Annotated in this window: 15 protein-coding genes; 8 read left to right on the forward strand and 7 right to left on the reverse strand. The window is 71.0% G+C overall.

Going from position 1 to position 16,897, the window contains the following annotated elements; all coding sequences use genetic code 11:
• Window positions 1-36 precede the first annotated feature (36 nt).
• Window positions 37-597, forward strand: coding sequence for a hypothetical protein (locus DMB42_RS32600; RefSeq protein WP_125640451.1), 561 nt, complete (start codon window positions 37-39; stop codon window positions 595-597).
• On the opposite strand, the gene DMB42_RS32605 is transcribed toward DMB42_RS32600, so the two are convergent.
• Together DMB42_RS32605 and DMB42_RS32610 are read right to left on the reverse strand one after the other, a co-directional pair.
• A complete protein-coding gene (locus DMB42_RS32605; RefSeq protein WP_125640454.1) occupies window positions 575-2,005 on the reverse strand; it encodes an MFS transporter in 1,431 nt (476 codons plus the stop codon). The genes DMB42_RS32600 and DMB42_RS32605 overlap by 23 nt on opposite strands.
• A gap of 40 nt (window positions 2,006-2,045) precedes the next feature.
• Window positions 2,046-2,774 (reverse strand): class I SAM-dependent methyltransferase, encoded by a 729-nt coding sequence (locus DMB42_RS32610; protein ID WP_125640456.1) that lies wholly within the window; start codon window positions 2,772-2,774, stop codon window positions 2,046-2,048.
• A 126-nt stretch (window positions 2,775-2,900) separates the two neighbouring features.
• Here DMB42_RS32610 and DMB42_RS32615 point away from each other — a divergent pair, with 126 nt between their 5' ends.
• From DMB42_RS32615 to DMB42_RS32625, 3 genes are all read left to right on the forward strand, one after another.
• Window positions 2,901-4,277 carry an LCP family protein gene (locus tag DMB42_RS32615; protein ID WP_260478084.1) on the forward strand — a complete coding sequence of 459 codons (1,377 nt, stop codon included), beginning with the start codon at window positions 2,901-2,903 and terminating at the stop codon, window positions 4,275-4,277.
• Window positions 4,278-4,378: 101 nt separating this feature from the next.
• A complete protein-coding gene (locus DMB42_RS32620; RefSeq protein WP_125640459.1) occupies window positions 4,379-5,308 on the forward strand; it encodes an ATP-binding protein in 930 nt (309 codons plus the stop codon).
• Window positions 5,309-5,385: 77 nt separating this feature from the next.
• On the forward strand, window positions 5,386-5,772 hold the full coding sequence (locus tag DMB42_RS32625) for an SCO5389 family protein (RefSeq protein WP_125640462.1): 387 nt from the start codon (window positions 5,386-5,388) through the stop codon (window positions 5,770-5,772).
• A 42-nt stretch (window positions 5,773-5,814) separates the two neighbouring features.
• Here the strand turns inward: DMB42_RS32625 and DMB42_RS32630 are convergent, their stop codons facing one another.
• The 3 genes from DMB42_RS32630 to DMB42_RS32640 are packed head-to-tail and all read right to left on the reverse strand — an operon-like array spanning window position 5,815 to window position 8,428.
• A complete protein-coding gene (locus DMB42_RS32630) occupies window positions 5,815-6,795 on the reverse strand; it encodes an LLM class flavin-dependent oxidoreductase (protein ID WP_125640465.1) in 981 nt (326 codons plus the stop codon).
• A 16-nt stretch (window positions 6,796-6,811) separates the two neighbouring features.
• On the reverse strand, window positions 6,812-7,483 hold the full coding sequence (locus DMB42_RS32635) for a ribonuclease HII (protein WP_125640468.1): 672 nt from the start codon (window positions 7,481-7,483) through the stop codon (window positions 6,812-6,814).
• Between the two features lie 9 nt (window positions 7,484-7,492).
• Window positions 7,493-8,428, reverse strand: a complete 936-nt coding sequence (locus DMB42_RS32640; RefSeq protein ID WP_125640471.1) for a LysR family transcriptional regulator — start codon at window positions 8,426-8,428, stop codon at window positions 7,493-7,495.
• Between the two features lie 79 nt (window positions 8,429-8,507).
• Between DMB42_RS32640 and DMB42_RS32645 the strand changes: the two genes are divergently transcribed.
• From DMB42_RS32645 to DMB42_RS32655, 3 genes are all read left to right on the forward strand, one after another.
• On the forward strand, window positions 8,508-9,794 hold the full coding sequence (locus DMB42_RS32645; protein WP_125640474.1) for a pyridoxal phosphate-dependent aminotransferase: 1,287 nt from the start codon (window positions 8,508-8,510) through the stop codon (window positions 9,792-9,794).
• Window positions 9,795-9,935: 141 nt separating this feature from the next.
• The gene (locus tag DMB42_RS32650) at window positions 9,936-10,580 is read left to right on the forward strand and encodes a GNAT family N-acetyltransferase (protein ID WP_125640477.1); all 645 of its coding nucleotides are present in this window, start codon (window positions 9,936-9,938) and stop codon (window positions 10,578-10,580) included.
• 254 nt (window positions 10,581-10,834) lie between these two features.
• Window positions 10,835-13,843 carry an AfsR/SARP family transcriptional regulator gene (locus DMB42_RS32655; RefSeq protein ID WP_125640480.1) on the forward strand — a complete coding sequence of 1,003 codons (3,009 nt, stop codon included), beginning with the start codon at window positions 10,835-10,837 and terminating at the stop codon, window positions 13,841-13,843.
• A gap of 256 nt (window positions 13,844-14,099) precedes the next feature.
• On the opposite strand, the gene DMB42_RS32660 is transcribed toward DMB42_RS32655, so the two are convergent.
• A complete protein-coding gene (locus tag DMB42_RS32660) occupies window positions 14,100-15,512 on the reverse strand; it encodes a class I SAM-dependent methyltransferase (protein ID WP_125641159.1) in 1,413 nt (470 codons plus the stop codon).
• Between the two features lie 122 nt (window positions 15,513-15,634).
• Between DMB42_RS32660 and DMB42_RS32665 the strand changes: the two genes are divergently transcribed.
• Complete coding sequence (locus tag DMB42_RS32665) at window positions 15,635-15,937, forward strand: hypothetical protein (protein ID WP_229823911.1); 303 nt, start codon at window positions 15,635-15,637, stop codon at window positions 15,935-15,937.
• Here the strand turns inward: DMB42_RS32665 and DMB42_RS32670 are convergent.
• A complete protein-coding gene (locus DMB42_RS32670) occupies window positions 15,909-16,886 on the reverse strand; it encodes a D-isomer specific 2-hydroxyacid dehydrogenase family protein (RefSeq protein WP_185844971.1) in 978 nt (325 codons plus the stop codon). The two genes, DMB42_RS32665 and DMB42_RS32670, sit on opposite strands and share 29 nt — an antisense overlap.
• Window positions 16,887-16,897: the final 11 nt, after the last annotated feature.

Consider the following 16,897-nt stretch of genomic DNA (forward strand, 5'->3'; position numbering starts at 1 on the left):
GCGCTATGGGCGTCGTGTGGCGAGGCGTGGATGTGGATGATGCGCCATGTCTGGACCGCGGGCACCCTCGCCGACGACGACCGCGGTCCTGTGATCGAGGCGCCGTCCGTGTTGTTCGAGATCGCCGAGGTGCGCGACGACGACCCGATCATCGCCCGGTACGGCGACGCCGAACGCCTGGCCCTCTACAGCAGGAAGTTCAGCGAGGACACGATCGTGCCGCCGTTCAAGTACAGCTACGGCGCGCGGATCAGGGGGCAGCTCACCTGGGCCGCCGACCTGCTGCGGGTCAAGCCGTACAGCAAGAGCGCGTGGATCTCGCTGACCACCCCCGGCGAGCCGTACGACGCGGTGCCCTGCCTGATCGGCGTGGCGTTCCGGATCCGGGACGGCGCGCTCGTCATGACCGCGACCTTCCGCTCCCAGAACGCCTTCACCAGCTACCTCAACTACCTGCCGCTCGCCGAGGTGCACACGACCATGGCCCGCGGCCTGGAGCTGGACCGGGGGCCGATGCGGGTGTTCGTGGACGTGCCGCACCTGTACCTGGCCGACAGCACCCAGGTGCTGCGTGTCATGCGGCCCGCGCGGCGGTGAGCGGCTCCGCGATCTCCTCCAGGCCCTTGCGTTCGGCCTTGACCCCGAAGACCAGCTCGACCAGCCCGGCGACGATCATCACGATCGCGCCGATCGAGAACGCCAGCGCCGTGTCGCCCGGCGCGCCGCTCTCGACCAGCGAGGCGAACACGAGCGGGCCCGCGATGCCGCCGGCGGCCGTGCCGATCGCGAAGAAGAACGCGATGGCCATCGCCCTGGTCTCCATCGGGAAGATCTCACTGACCGTCAGGTACGCCGCACTGGCCCCGGCCGAGGCCACGAAGAGCACCGCCGACCAGCAGAGGGTCAGCGTCATGGCGGTCAGCGCGCCCTGGCCGAACAGCCAGGCGGTGCCGAGCAGCAACACCCCGGAGCCGATGTACGTGGCCGTGATCATCGGGACCCGGCCGACGGTGTCGAAGAGCCTGCCGAGCAGCAGCGGGCCGAGGAAGTTGCCGACCGCGATGACGGCGAAGTAGTAGCCGGTGTGCGAGTCGATCTTGAAGAACGTGGTCAGGATCTGGGCGTACCCGAAGGTGATCGCGTTGTAGAGGAACGCCTGGCCGATGAAGAGGGAGAGCCCGAGCACCGTGCGCTTGGGGTAGAGCGCGACCATCGTGTGGGCGATCTTCAGGAAGCCGATCGACCTGCGCTGGTGGATGGTCATCGACTCCCGCGGTTCGGGCAGGTCCGCGCCGATCCGTTGCTCGATGCCGTCCACGATCTCCTCGGCCTCGCGGCCCCGGCCGTGGATGAACAGCCATCGGGGGCTCTCCGGGACGTTCCTGCGTACCAGCAGGATGGCCAGGCCGAGCACCACGCCCAGCCCGAACGCCACCCGCCAGCCGACGTTGACCGGCAGGTCGTTCAGCAGCGGCACGGTCAGCAGCGCGCCGCCCGCCGCGCCGAGCCAGTAGCTGCCGTTGATGATGATGTCGATGCGTCCCCGGTGGTGGCTCGGGATCAGCTCGTCGATCGCGGAGTTGATGGCCGCGTACTCGCCGCCGATGCCGAATCCGGTCATGAACCTGAACAGGAAGAACCACCACGCGTCGAACGACAGGGCGGTCATCAGCGTGGCCGCCAGATAGACCGCGAGCGTGAGGAGGAACAACTTCTTCCTGCCGAACCTGTCGGTCAGCCAGCCGAAGAACAGCGCCCCTACGCAGGCCCCGGCGACGTAGAGCGCCGCGGCGAGCCCGGCGACCTGGGCCTGGGTGATGTCCAGTCCGCTGCCGGGCTTGGCGAGCTGACCCGACAGGTTGCCGACGATGGTGACCTCTAACCCGTCCAGGATCCATACGGTGCCAAGACCGATGACGATCATCCAGTGCCATCGGGACCACGGCAGCCGGTCCAGCCGCGCGGGCACCTTGGTGGTGATTGTGCCGGTTTCCACGTCGCTCATAAGGGCATCTGGGTACCCGGTAAACGAACGGCAAACGTTTCTACAAGGCAGGTTTCCTGGCTTCGAGCAGGGAGGTGGCGAACCAGGGGCCGCCGTACCAGAATCGCGGGCCGAGGTCGCGCCGGCGGATGTCGGTCACACCCAGCCCGCGCAGGGTCTCCTCGTAGGCGGGCGTGAACTGGAAGTCGGCGAGCAGCATGAGCCCGCCGGGCCGCAACACCCGGTGCGCCTCGCGGACGGCCTGCTCCCGGCCTTCGGCGGAGGGGATGTTGTGGATCGCCAGGCTCGACACGACGACGTCGAACACGCCGTCCTCGTACGGCAACGTCCGCATGTCGCCCGTGACCAGGTCGACCCGGTCGGCCACGCCTTCGGCCGCGGCGTTGGCCGAGGTGACGGCTCCGGCGTTGCCCGACTGGTCCTTCCTGCTCCACAGGTCGATGCCGGTGGCCCGTCCCGAGGTGAGCCGGGCGGCGGCCGTCAGCAACACGGCGCCGCGCCCGCAGCCGAGGTCGAGCACCCGTTCGCCGCCTTCGAGCGGCCGCAGCAGCTCGGCCCAGACGGCGAACTTGCCCCGCCGCGTGGTGTAGAGGTAACTGCTCGCGCTGGCCAGCGTGTAGAGCCCGCCGAGGGCGAAGGCGATCCCGGCCGCGGGGATGTCCTGCGTGAAGGAGACCGCCGCGAGAGCCAGCAGAACGACCGCCCCGAAGAGCAGTCCGCCGAGGGCCCACGGCGCGTCGAAACCGTAGCTACCGTGTCGAGTGCTCACACTCACGTTATATCTCAAGAGGGTCTTGACTGGGAATTGACCGAACACTTCCCCTTCACCCTCAATTGGCCCGCAACGCATAACTAGGGTGACTTGGATGGGGTGGCATTGGGGGTTTGACCAGGCATGACAGGTAAAGAACGCGCATTCGGCCTTGGGGCCAGCATCGCGCTGACGCTGGCGTCTGCCGTGTTGTGGGGGGTGGCCCATCTGGCCACCCATCGTCACCGCATGGGCATCGCCCTGATGGCGACCTACGTCCTGATGCTCGCCGGCATCCTCACCGTGTTCACCGCGTTCAGCACCCGCCTGCTGTCGCTGGCGGTCCAGCCCGGGTGGCTCACCGTGCTCACCGTGGCGCTGGTCGCGATCGCGCTCGCGTGGACCGCCGTGATCATCCGTTCGTTCCTGCTCGTACGCCCCGAGTCCTCCGACACGGCCGGCCGTTTCCTGACCACGACGCTCGCGGCCGCCCTCTGCGCGCTCGTCCTGGCACCGACGGCGTACGCGACCCGCCTGGCCTACCTGTCCCGCGACGTCGTGAGCAGCGTCTTCTCCACCACCAGCACCGCCCCCGTCGTCGCCCAGGACCCGTGGAACGGCGCGCGGCGCGTCAACTTCCTCCTGATCGGCGCGGACGCCGCCCCGGGCCGCCCCGGCGTACGCACCGACAGCATGACGGTGGCCAGCGTGGACACCGAGACCGGCGCCACCACCCTGTTCGGCCTGCCGCGCAACCTGCAGAACGTCCAGCTCCCGCACGGCCCGGCCAGGGACCGCTTCCCTTACGGCTTCACCGGCGACGGCCCGAGCACCCCCGGCCTGCTCAACGAGATCTTCCAGTACGCCGAGGACCACCCGGAGACGGTTCCCGGCACGCCCAAGGGCAAGCGCGGCCCGTCGCTGCTCAAGCGCACGGTCAGCGACATCCTCGGCATCCCGGTGAACTACTACGCCATGGTCGACATGAAGGGCTTCGCCGAGATCATCGACGCGATGGGCGGCGTCCGGGTAACCGTCAAGGACCCGATCGTCTACGGCAAGTACCGCGAGGGCCTGCTCCCCGCGGGCACCCGCAAGCTCTCCGGCGAGGAGGCCCTCTGGTACGGCAGGTCCCGCACCGACAGCGATGACTACGTCCGCATGGGCCGCCAGAAGTGCCTGCTCAACGCGGTCGCCAAGCAGGCCGACCCGATCACCGTGCTCAACAGCTTCGAGAAGCTGGCCGCGGCCACCAAGCGGGCCATCTCCAGCGACGTGCCCCAGGACCTGCTGCCTGCCCTGATCGAGTTGTCGGACAAGGTGAAGAGCACCAGGATCAGGAGCCTGAGCTTCGTCCCGCCGCTGATCAGCACCGTCACGCCCGACTGGTACCTGATCAGGCGCAAGGTCGCAGAGACCCTGCGCGAGCGCCCGGTCAGCAGGTCCGCCAGCGCCCACCACCACGCCGAGCCGACCCAGGACCCGGAGAGCCCGGTCACCCTGGACGCCGCCTGCGGCTGAGGACCACCCTTCCGAGCAGCCACCATCCGTGTACGGAGTGTGGCATGATGGTGCGCGGGCCCAACGGAAATGATTTTCATCGTCACTTCAGGGGAGCGCACGTGAGAGTGGCATTCGTCGGCAAGGGCGGCAGCGGGAAGACGACGATCTCGGCGCTGTTCGCACGGCACGTGGCGAGCCAAGGCGACCCGGTGGTCGTCATGGACGCCGACATCAACCAGCACCTGGCCCTCGTCCTCGGCCTCGACGCCCAGCCCGAGCCGCTCGGGGCCCACCTCACCGAGATCAAGGACCGCCTGCGCGGCGACAACCCGCTCATCGCCTCGGCCGAGGCCATGCTCAAGACCACCCCGCCCGGCCGCGGCTCCCGCCTGCTGAGCTTCGACGACCTGGCCGCGCTCGACTACGCCGTGACCACCCCCCATGGCCTGCGCCTGCTGGCGACGGGCCCGTTCGACGACGACGACCTCGGCGTGGCCTGCTACCACTCGAAGGTCGGCGCGGTGGAGCTGCTGCTCAACCACCTGGTCGACGGCCCGGGCGAATACGTCGTGGTCGACATGACCGCCGGCTCCGACTCCTTCGCCTCGGGGCTGTTCACCCGGTTCGACCTGACCTTCCTCGTCGCCGAGCCCACCAGGCAGGGTGTCGGCGTCTACCGCCAGTACCGCGACCACGCCGCCAAGTACGGCGTCGCGCTCGCCGTGGTCGGCAACAAGGTCCACGGCCCGTCCGACGTGGAGTTCCTGCGCGAGCACGTCGGCGACGACCTGCTCACCTGGATGGAGCACTCCTCGGCGGTGCGCGCCATGGAGCAGGGCCGCCACCTCACGCTCGACGACCTGGAGCCGGCCAACACCGACGCGCTGGCCGTCCTGCGCAAGACCCTCGACGAGCAGGAGAAGGACTGGGCGCGCTTCGGCCGCCAGACCGCCGAGTTCCACCTGCGCAACGCCCGCGCGTGGGGCAACGCCCGTACGGGGACGGACCTGGCCGGGCAGATCGATCCGGACTTCGTCTACGGCCCCTAAACCACACCTCCAGGCATCTGGAGCGACCCCAATCCCCCGCATAACGTCAGATTCGATCCCCTTCGAGAGGAGACAGCATGTCGCTGACCGTCCCGAACGATCTGCTGGACCAGGCCCGAGCCGGAGACGTGGACGACGCCGCGTTCGTCGCCTGCGTCCGCGACTCGCTCCCGTACGCGTGGTCGCTGATCAGCGAGCTGGTCACCGAACGCGCGCAGAGCGGAGCCGAGTTCGCCGACAACCAGGTGCCACCGCCGTCCGAGGAGGCCCGCGGCCAGCTCCTGCGGTGTCTGGCGAGCGACGCGATGCGCGGCGCGCTCGAACGCCACTTCGGCGTACGGCTGGCCTTCCAGAACTGCCACCGGGTCGCCGTCTTCGACCCGTCGGCCACCAAGGCCCTCGACGAGTTCGTCACCCCGAGGGCCCAGATCCTCAACCAGAAACCCGAGCTGGTCGACTGCTGAACCCGCGGCGAGCCGGGTTCGTCCCGGCTCGCCCCGGTTCCGTCAGTCCCTCAGCAGGGGCAGGACCTCGGCTCCGAGCCGGCGTACGTCCTCCAGGGCCCGCCGATGGTCCCCGATGCCCTCCACGGTCAGGATGACGTGCTCGATCCCGGTGCTCCCGGCCGTCCGCCGCAACACCTCGGCGCAGTGCTCGGGCGACCCCACCGGGTGGATGCGGGTCAGCAGGTCGACGTACGCGGCGACGTCCCGCGACGGGCGCGGCCGGTCGTCCACCGGCACGTACCCGGCCAGTCCCGGCCCGAGCCACGCGGGCATCGACGCCTTCAGCTCGCGTACCGCCGCCTCGGTCGAGTCGGCCACGTGGGCCACCCCCGCCGCCAGGTGCCCGCTCCCGCTCCCGCCGCGCGCGACGTGCTCGGCGACCAGCAGGGCCTTGTCCCGGTCGCCGATGTGCATGCCGAGCAACATCGGCAACCCGCGCCCGGCCGCCAGCCCCACCGTCGCCTCCGACGTACAGGCCACCACGGGCCGCAGCCGGGCGCGTGGCACGAGACCGACCTCCCTGAACCGGAAGAACTCCCCCTCGGCCACGACCGAGCCCTCGGACAGGGCTCTGACCAGCAGGTCGAGCGACTCGCCGAACCCCCGCTCGAACCGGGCGAGCCCGGTGCCGAACACCTCCAGGTCCACCCACGGGCCGCCCCTGCCCACCCCGAGCGTGAACCGCCCGCCCGACAGGTGGTGGAGCATGGCCGCCTGCTCGGCCAGCGCGACCGGATGCTGGCAGGACAACACGCTCACCGCCGTGCCGAGCCCGATCCGGCTGGTACGGCCCGCGGCCACGGCGGCCAGGGTGAGGGCCGAAGGGCACACGCCGTAGGACATGAAGTGGTGCTCGGCGATCCACGCGTCGTGGAACCCGGCCTCCTCGGCGGCCTCGATCAGCTCGACCGACTCCCGCAGGACCCGCCCGGGGTCCTGCCCGGGAAAACACGCCGCGATGACGAAGATCCCGATCCGCACCCTCCGATGCTACGGCTCAGCCGAACAGGGCGGCCTGCCCTTCGCCCACGAGCGGATCCCTGACCTGCTTCAGGTGCCGCCATCGCGGCAGGTCGTCGAGGTAGGACCAGGAGAGGCGGTGGTGGGGCGTGGGGCCGAGCCGGGCCAGGGCCTCCTGGTGGGCGGGCGAGGGATATCCGGCGTTCTCCGCGAAGCCGTACTCGTCGTGTCCGATCGTGGCCATGTAGGCGTCGCGCCGTACCTTGGCCAGGACCGAGGCCGCCGCGACCGAGACGCTGGCGGCGTCGCCCTTGATCTCCAGGCGGACCGGCCAGGGGGCGCCGATGTAGTCGTGCTTGCCGTCGAGGATCACGGCGTCGGGGCGGACCGGCAGGGCGTCGAGCGCGCGGCGGGCGGCCCTGCGCAGCGCCTCGGTCATGCCGAGCGCGTCGATCTCGGCGTGGCTCGCCTCGCCGAACCCGATCCCGGCCGCCCAGGCGCCCACCTCGGCGGCGAGCGGCGGTCGTCTGGCGGCCGAGACCTGCTTGGAGTCGGTCAGGCCGGACGGCGGCTCGGACAGATCGGTCACCACGGCGCAGACCGTGACCGGCCCGGCCCACGCGCCCCTGCCCACCTCGTCGACGCCCGCGACCGTGCGGGTGCTCGGCATGGACAGCAGAAGCTGCTCGATGTCGTACGTCGGCGCCATGGGCAGACGCTACCGCTCGGCCGGGGTCACCGGCTCCAGATCGCCCGCGATGTACCGGGCGGCCACGTGGATCGCCCGCAACGTCACCGACACCGACGGCCGGTGCACGCTGGACCTGCGGGCGATCGCGTGCACGTCCCGCCCGACCGGGTTGCCGGGGAACTCCCGTACCGCCAGGCCCCGCACCCCGGCGGCCAGCGCGAGCGCGGGCACGGCCGCGATGCCGATGCCCTTGGCGACGAGGGAGAGGATCGTCCCCAGCCCCTCGAACTCCCACGGCGTCGGCCGGGTACCGCCCACGTCCACGAACAGGCGGTCGACCGCCAGCCGCGAGGGCTCGCCGTCGGGGGTGGCCATCCACGGCTCGTTGCGCAGCTCGCGCAGGTCGAGCGGCACGCCGGGGTCGGCCAGCCGGTGCCTTCGCGGCACGACGAGCACGATCGGGTCGCGCAGCAGGGGGAAGACCCGCAGGCTCTCGCTCTCGCGGACCGCGCCGTACCAGTCGTCCACGAGCGCGAGGTCCACCTCGCCCGACTGGACCTCCCGCATCCCCCGTCCGGACCTGCTCTGGCCCAGGCGGAGCGTCAGCTCGGTGTAGCGGCGCAGCGAACGCGCGAGCGCCGGCGCGAATGCCACCGCCGCCGTGGGGAAGGCGGTGACCACGACGCGCCCCGACGGGGTGCCCGCATGGGCGGAGAGGTCGGACTCGGCCTCCTCGACCATTGACAGGATGCGCTCGGCGTGCTGGACAAGCCTGCGTCCTGCGTCGGTGAGCTCCGCGCTGCGTGCGGTTCTGTCGATCAACGCGGTGCCGGTCTCCCGTTCGAGCGCCGCGAGCTGCTGGGAGACGGCCGACGGGCTGTAGCCCAGTGACTCGGCGGCGGCCGCGATGCTGCCTCGGCGTGCGAACTCGCAGATCAGCGCCAAACGCCGGAATTCGAGCATCAGACTTCCTTACGCCTACCCACAAAAAGCCTCGCTTGTGCTGATGCCTTCATACAACCACGCTGGGAACGTGACAAACATGACCGTTACGTTGTCCGCCACCTTGGCGGCGAACGAGGACATCGAACGAAGACGACGCGCCGGGGAACGCGTGTTGCACCTGGCCTTCGGTGAGGCCGGTCTGCCCGTCCACCCGGCGCTGCGCGACAAGCTGGCAGCCGCTTCAGAGCGCAACGGCTACGGGCCGGTCGCGGGGGCGGCCGGGCTCCGAGCCGCGGCAGCGGGCTATTGGACACGACGGGGGCTCCTCACCGACCCCGAGCTGGTCGTCTGCGGACCGGGCAGCAAGTCACTGCTGTACGGCCTGCTGCTGGCGATCGGCGGCGACGTCGTCCTGCCCATGCCGAGCTGGGTCAGCTACGCCGCGCAGGCCGATCTGGTGGGCTCGCGTCCCATCCTGGTGCCCGCACCGCCAGGAGAGGGCGGGGTCCCCGACCCGGACCTGGTCGCCGCGTCGGTCCGCCGGGCGCGGGCGGAGGGCAGGACCGTCAGCTCCGTGCTGGTCACGCTGCCCGACAACCCAACCGGCCGGCTGGCGAGGCCGGAGACGGTCGCCCGCCTGGCGGCCGTGGCGCGCGAGCTGGACCTGATCGTGATCTCCGACGAGATCTACCGCGACCTGGTGCACGACACGTCGGCGGTCTACACCTCGCCGGCCGACCTCGCGCCCGAGCGCACGATCATCACCACCGGGCTCAGCAAGAGCCTGGCGCTCGGCGGATGGCGGATCGGCGTGGCCCGGCTGCCCGAGGGCGCGCACGCGCTGCGTACCCGCCTGCTGGCCGTGGCCAGCGAGATCTGGTCGGCGCCGGCCGCGCCCGTCCAGGAGGCCGCGTCCTACGCGTTCGACGAGCCGCGGGAGCTGACCGACCGCGTCGCGGGCAGCCGCCGGTTGCACGGCATCGTGGCACGGGCCGTCCATGAACGGTTCGTCGAGATCGGCGCGTCGGTCCCGAAACCTCAGGGAGGCTTCTACCTCTATCCCGATCTGAGCCACCTCAGGCTCGGCGGCTCCGCCGAGATCACCAAGATCCTGCTGGACGACCACGGCATCGGCGTCCTGCCCGGACACGCCTTCGGCGACGAGCCGTCGGCCGCCCGGGTACGCGTGGCGGTGAGCCTGCTCTACGGCGACACCCCGGACGAACGACTTACCGCTCTGACCAGTACAGATCCCCTTCAACTCCCGTGGATCGCAGCGAATCTGGACCATCTGTCCATGGGCCTGAAGGAGCTCTCCCTGGTCCGTCACGGCGTGATCAGTGAACGTCACCCGGCGCTCGTCCCAGCGCCATGTCACGGTTAGGCGAATCTTTCCCCAAGAGCTGGTTGACCATCCATCAAATCAGCCCTCTGACCTGCGGAAACACCGCAGATCCAGAAACCCGGGAAAGATGGGTTCGAGAGCCTGGTTACACGCGCCCCGCGCGAGCCTCATCATGTGCTCATGCCCGCTCTTGTCACCTTGTCCGGGCGCTCCGTGCGCCTGGAACCTCTCAGCCTCGCGGCGATCGACGAACTCGTCGCCGCGGCGAGTGAAGACCGTGCTACTTACGCCTTCACCCGCGTCCCGGATGGCCGGGACGAGATGGTCTCCTACGTGGAGGCCGCACTGGCTGAGCAGGCGGAGGGCCGCACATTGCCCTTCGCCATCCGGTGGCTGAACACCGACCGTGTGGTCGGTGCCACCCGTCTCATGCACCTGGAGTATTGGCAGGGCCCCATGCCCTGGCCTCCGGGTACACGCGGTGCGGTGGGCGAGATCCCGTCCGTGGCGGACATCGGTTACACCTGGCTGGGCGCCTGCGCCCAGGGCACGGGCGTCAACCGGGAGAGCAAGTTCCTCATGCTCTCACTCGCCTTCGAGACCTGGAACGTCCACCGCATCACACTCAAGGCAGATGTCAGGAACGTACGATCCCGGGCCGCCATCGAGGCCCTCGGCGCACACTTCGACGGGGTGCGGCGAGCGGATAGCCGAGGCGCCGACAACACGGTCCGAGATACGGCCTTCTACTCGATCCTGAGCTCCGAATGGCCGCTCGTCCGAGAACGGCTGGCCATGCGGCTCGGACTGGTAGAGGCAGCGTAGGAACATCGGCAACGGCCCCGCCCATACTTTCCGGGCGGGGCCTGTATTTTTCGGCGTCCCTATCGGCTCTGCATGACACGCCCCCGTGTTTGGAGTGTCATGTCTGACCCACCTTCAGCATCCAGGGGCACGGTCAACACCGGATCAAAGGCGGATCAACGGGTCATCCGTGGATCAGCCCATCTCTAGGTGGTGAGCAGTGCTGGATCTATCATTTGGACACAAATCGTTCCATTGCCCAGGAGACAGACGGCATGGCTGGTCAGAGCGTTGAGAGCGGGCTGCGGTTCGCCGTGCTCGGTCCCGTCCGCGCGTGGCGCGAGGGGCAGGAACTCGACCTTGGCACTCCCCTGCAACGCTCCATCCTCGGCATGCTGCTCCTGCGGGAGGGCCGGGCGGTCACGCCGGCCGAGATGATCGACGCCGTGTGGGGCGAGGAAGCCCCGCCGCGGGCCCTGGGCGCGCTGCGCACCTACGTCTCCCGCCTGCGCACGGTCCTCGAACCCGACAGGCCCGCCCGTTCCCGTCCCGAGCTGCTCACCTCCATCGGCCGGGGATACGCGCTGCGCCTGCCGCAGGACGCGCTTGACCTGACCCGCTTCGAACGTGTGATCGCCGAGGCCGAGGCCGCGCGCAAGTCCGGCCGGCCGGCGGACGCCGCCGAGGGCATGCGGGCCGCGCTGACCCTGTTCGAGGGCGAGCCGCTGGCCGGAGCCGTCGGCCCGTACGCCGAGCACCAGCGCGACCGGCTGGCCGAGCGCCGCGTCAGCGTCATCGAGACGCTCATGGACCTGGACCTGGAGCTGGGCGAGCATGCCGCGGTCGTGTCCGAGCTGATCGCGCTCACCGCCGAGCACCCGCTGCGCGAACGCCTGCGCGCCCAGCTCATGCTGGCCTACTACCGGTGCGGACGTCAGGGCGACGCCCTCAACGTGTTCACCGAGACCCGCGAGGCGCTGATCGACGAGCTCGGCATCGAGCCCGGCAGCGAGCTGACCACGCTGCACCAGCGCATCCTGGCCGCCGACCCGGCCCTCGCGCCTCCCGCGCCCGTCCCGGCCGTCTCCGCCGAGCCGGCCGCCGACGAGCCCGAGGCCGAGGAGGAGCCGCCGGCGCTCGAACTGCCGCGGCCCGCCCAGCTCCCCGCCGCGGTGAACGACTTCACCGGGCGCCGGGAGGTGGCCGTCCGGATCCGTACCCTGCTGGCCTCGCAGTCGTCGGCCGAGGGTGTGCCGGTCGTGGCGCTCTGCGGCATCGGCGGCGTCGGCAAGACCGCGCTGGCCGTCCACGTGGCGCACGCGGCCGACGACCTGTTCCCCGACGGCCAGCTCTACGCCGACCTGCGCGGCTACGCCGACGAGGTGACCGCTCCCGAGTCGGCGCTCGGCGGCTTCCTGCGCGCGCTCGGCATCCCGCCCGACGTCATCCCCGACGGCCTGGCCGAACGTTCGGCGCTCTACCGTTCGCTGCTGGCCAGGCGCCGCATCCTCGTCCTGCTCGACAACGCCCGCGACGCCGACCAGGTCAGCCCGCTGCTGCCGGGCTCGCCGGGCTGCGCGACGATCGTCACCAGCCGGGCCAAGCTGGCCGACCTGCCCGCGGCCCGGCTCATCGACCTCGACGTCATGGAGCCGGACGAGGCGCTGTCGCTGTTCGCCTCGGTGGCCGGGCCCGAGCGGGTGGCGGCCGAGCGCAGCGCGGCCATGGACGTGGTCGCCGCCTGCGGTTTCCTGCCGCTGGCCGTACGGATCCTGGCCGCGCGGCTGGCCGCCCGCCCCTCCTGGACGGTCGCCTCCCTCGCGCCCAGGCTGGCCGACGAGCAGCGCCGCCTCGACGAACTGCGCGTGGGCAACCTGGCCGTCGAGGCCACGTTCGCGCTCGGCTACGGGCAGCTCGAACCCGCCCAGGCCCGCGCGTTCCGCCTGCTGTCCCTGCCGAAGGGCCCCGACATCTCGATCGGGGCCGCCGCCGCCGTGCTGGCGATGAGCGCGCTCGAGGCCGAGGAGCTGCTGGAGTCGCTGGTCGACATGAGCCTGCTGGAGGCCACCGCGCCGGGCCGCTACCGCTTCCACGGCCTGCTCAGGCTGTTCGCCAGGCGTACCCTCGACCGGACCGAACGGCCCGAGGACAAGACGCTGGCGCTGCGCCGGCTGCTCGGTTTCTACCTGTCCTCGTCCCAGTCCGCCCACCGGCTGGCCTACGAGGGCAGCATGATCCCCGACAACCTCGTCGTGGTCGGCGCCGGGCTCACCTTCACCTCCGTCGACGAGGCCGTGGCCTGGCTGATCTCCGAGGGCGACTCGCTGTTCGCGGCCATCAACCAGGCCGCGACCGCCTCCCCCACCGGGGAGCAGCTCCTGCCCGCCGCCGACATGCTGGTGGCCATGGAACCGCTGCTGGAGGCCGGTACCCACACCCGCGAGTTCGACCACGGCACCCGCGCCGTGCTGGCCGCCGCGCTGAGCCTCGGCGACGAGGCGAGCGAGCTGCGCTCGCGGTACGTCCTCGGCCGGGTGTTGTTCGCGAGCAACCGGCTCGCCGAGTCCGAGACCCACTTCCGCCGCGTGTACGAACTGTCCGAGTCCCGCCGCGAGAAGATCGTCACCGGCGAGGTGCTCAACGCGCTGGCCGTCGTCGTCGGCCGCCAGCGCCGCCACACCGAGGCCCTGGCCCTGTTCGACGCCGCCTCCCGCTACTACCGCGAGAACGGCGTCCCCGCCGGCGAGGCCCTGGTGCTCAGCTACTCGGCCCGCGACCACCTGGGACTCGGCCACGCCGAGGACGCCATCGCCGCGGCGGAGAAGGGCCTGGCCATCTTCACCGAGATCGGCAGCGGCGCCGGCACCGCCCGCGCCCGCTACCACCTGGGCATCGTGCTCAGCCGGGTCGGCCGGCTCACCGAGGCGGTGCACCACCACGCCGAGTGCCTGGCCTTCTTCCGCTCCAGCAAGCAGCGGGTCTGGGAGCAGCGTGTGTGCTCCCGGCTGGCCGAGACGTTCATCGCCGCCACGCGCTACCCCGACGCCGTACGCCATGCCGAGCAGGCACTCGTGGTCTCGCGCGAGATCGGCCACCCCTACGGGGAGGCGCTCTCGCTCGCCGTGCTCGGCCGGGCCCTACGCGGGCTGGGCAGCGCCGCGCGGAGCCTCGACTGTCTCAGGCAGGCCTTCGACATCTTCACCAGGCTCGGCGCCCCCGAGGCCGGTGACCTGAAGCTGCTGCTCGACGGCTTCGCCGTCGAGGAGTCCGTCGTCGAGTCCTGAGTACAGCTCGTCGTCCAGACGTGTCATCCACACATGGTTGATCAAGGCTGTCCTTCGTCAATGCAGATGGCAGCCCGGCCGGTCATCCTGACCGCCACGCGTCGCCAGGGGGCCCGGTCATCCGGATGCTTCGCGTAGCGGCTAGCCGCCTCACACAGACGACCGGCCGGACTCGGCACCGGGCCTTCGAACCCCCCAGGCCCGTGCCTCGGTCAGAAGCCTCCACCCAGGGGGTCAACGTCGGATCAACGGCGAATCAAAGCAGGAAAAAGCCCTCGGCGATGAGGGGCCTGACCGCGTCGGCGTTGGGGATCTCGCCGTCGCCGACCAGCTCGGCGATCACGTTGAGCAGCGGCCCGAGCGCCAGCTCGCCGTCACACACGCCGGCCAGCGCGGCCTCGACCGTGCCGACCTCCCTGCTGCGCCGCAGCCCCTGCGTCTGACGCAGCACGATGCGGATCGGGTCCTCCGCGCCGGGCAGGCCGACGCGCTCGTCGAGCAGCCCTTCGGCGGTACGCAGCAGCGCCGCGTCGAGGTCGGCGGCCCGATGGGCGGCGGCGATCGAGTCGAGCACGTCGTCGACGTAGTCGCCGACCGGGAGGCCCACCTGGTGGGAGAGGTGTTCGACGCGTACGACCGGGTCGAGCGTGCCCGAGTTGCGCATGGTGATCCAGCCGAAGCCGATGCCCTCGACCTTGCGCTCGTCGAACCAGGCCAGCCAGCGGTCGTAGTGGTCGGTGTAGCCCTTGGTGCCCTGCTCGGCGGCGTCCTTGAGCCACAGCTCGACGTACTCGGCCGGGTCCTGGACGTCCCGCTGGACCACCCAGGCGTCGCAGCCGGTCTCGCGCAGCCAGCCGCCGACCCGGTCGTGCCAGTCCTCGCCCTCGACGTGCAGCCAGTTGGCCAGGAAGTGGGCCTGGCCGTCGGGCGCGAGGTGGCGCGGGGTACGGCGGACGAGGTCGCGGCAGAAGTCGTCACCGTCGCCGCCCGACTCCCGGTACGTCAGCGTACGCTCGGCCCCGGGCGCGATGACGAACGGTGGGTTGCTGACGACCAGGTCGAACAGCTCGTGCTCGACGGGCTCGAACATCGACCCCACCCGCGCGTCGACGCCCGTGACACCGGACAACTCCCAGCTCAGCCGGGCCAGCTCGACGGCACGCGGATTGAGGTCGGTCGCCACGATCTGCTCGGCCCGGCCGGCCAGGGAGAGCACCCGGACGCCGCAGCCCGTACCGAGGTCGAGCGCGCGCGGCACGGCGCGGCTCGTGGCGAGCTGGGCCAGGTTGGCCGAGGCGCCGCCCGCGCCCACGACGTGGTCGGGCCGCAGCGCCGGGTCGCCGGGCCGCACCTTGCGGTCGGAGACCACGTAGCCGCCGGTCTCCCACGGCTGGAGGTGCACGGTCGCCCTGATCTGATCGCCGTCGGCCGACACCAGGCCCGACTCAAGGACCTCGGTGGGCACGGACTTGGCCGGGACCGGCACGCCCAGCCACCAGAGCCTGATCAGCGTGGCCAGCGGGTCGCCGTCGGCGGTCGCCCGCAGGGCCGGGACCAGCTCCTCCCGCGCCAGGGCCGAGGCCGCCATGGCGCCGAGCCGGACGCGGACGCCGTCGATCGTGTAGCCGGTTTCCAGGAGGTGATGGCGCAGTCGTTCCACGGACACCATCCTTTCACCAGACACCGACAGTGCTCATACTGTTACTTACGCGCCCAAGTGTTCTGCAAGCCACGGACAAGTGGGGGGCGGTATCTCTTAGGGTGCAAGACGCCGCACCGAGGAGCGCACCCATGCTGATCCCCTGCTTGGCCTGCGAGTCGCGATTCGGGCCCGACGAGTACTTCAACGCCTGCTCCGACTACAACCGGGGCCTCGACCTGGTCTCCTGGACCTGCCCGCGCTGCGGCAACCGCGACGACCTGCGGGTGCTGCCCGGCGAGCTGGGCTTCGGCTATCCCTCGCGGGGCAGGTTCGACGTGCACGACCGGCTGCGCGTGCCCGGTCTGCGCAGGCAGCGCGGCGACCTGCGGCTGGACATCTCCCTCGACCGCGCCAGGTGGCAGGTCAGGACGCGGATCCGGCAACCGGCCTGACCGGCGCGTACGCGTGCGCGGGCGGCTCGCCCCGCAGCAGCCGTGCGATGTCCTCCACCAGCGCCTCCGCCAGTTCCTCCAGGCTCTCCCCCGTGGCCTCGCCCAGGCGCGGGGTCAGCACCACGTTCGGCAACCTGGTGAGCGGATGGGCGGGGTCGAGCCATTCGCCCTCGAAGTGGTCGAGCCCCGCGCCGCCGACCTGGCCCTGCCGCAGCGCGTCCACCAGGGCGGTCAGGTCGTGCAGGGCGCCGCGTGAGGTGTTGAGGTAGATCGCCCCCTGGCGCATCGCGCCGAACTCGCTGTAGCCGAAGAAGCCCCTTGTGTCCTGGGTCAGCGGCACGTGCAGCGACACCACGTCGGCCTCGGCCAGCAGCGCGGGCAGGGTGTGCGTGGCCTCGGGGACGTACGGGTCGCAGGTGACCACCCGCATGCCGAGCCCCTGGCAGCGCCAGCGCATGGCCCTGCCGACCCGGCCGAGGCCCACGATGCCGAGCGTACGCCCGGTGAGCCGCCTGCCGCGGTGGCGCTGGGCGGGCGGCACCCTGCCGCGGTTGGCACGGCCCCTGCGTACCTCGCGGTCGGCCGTGACGATGTTCCTGCTGACCGCGAACAGCAGCGCGAGCGTCAGCTCGGCCACCGCGTCGGGGTCGCGGTCACGGGCGTGCAGGACGGTGACCCCGCGTTCGGCGGCCAGCCGCAGATCGACGCCGGTGGGGACGCCCAGGCTGGCCACGATGTCGATGTGCAGTGCGAGAACCGAGGTGCGAACCTGGTCGCCGTCGGTGATGAGCACGTTCGCGCCGGTCTCGATGACCAGGTCGGCGAGTTGCTCGTCGGTGAAGCCGACGCTGGGCCGCGGAGGAGCCTCGGCCACGTCGGCGACCTCGCCCAGGCGGGCGAGCGCGCTCTCCGGCAGGTCGGGCAGTACCAGAGCCCGAGGTCTTCTCACATTTGGACAAT

Source organism: Nonomuraea sp. WAC 01424 (genome assembly GCF_003947315.1).
GTDB classification, from domain to species: domain Bacteria; phylum Actinomycetota; class Actinomycetes; order Streptosporangiales; family Streptosporangiaceae; genus Nonomuraea; species Nonomuraea spiralis.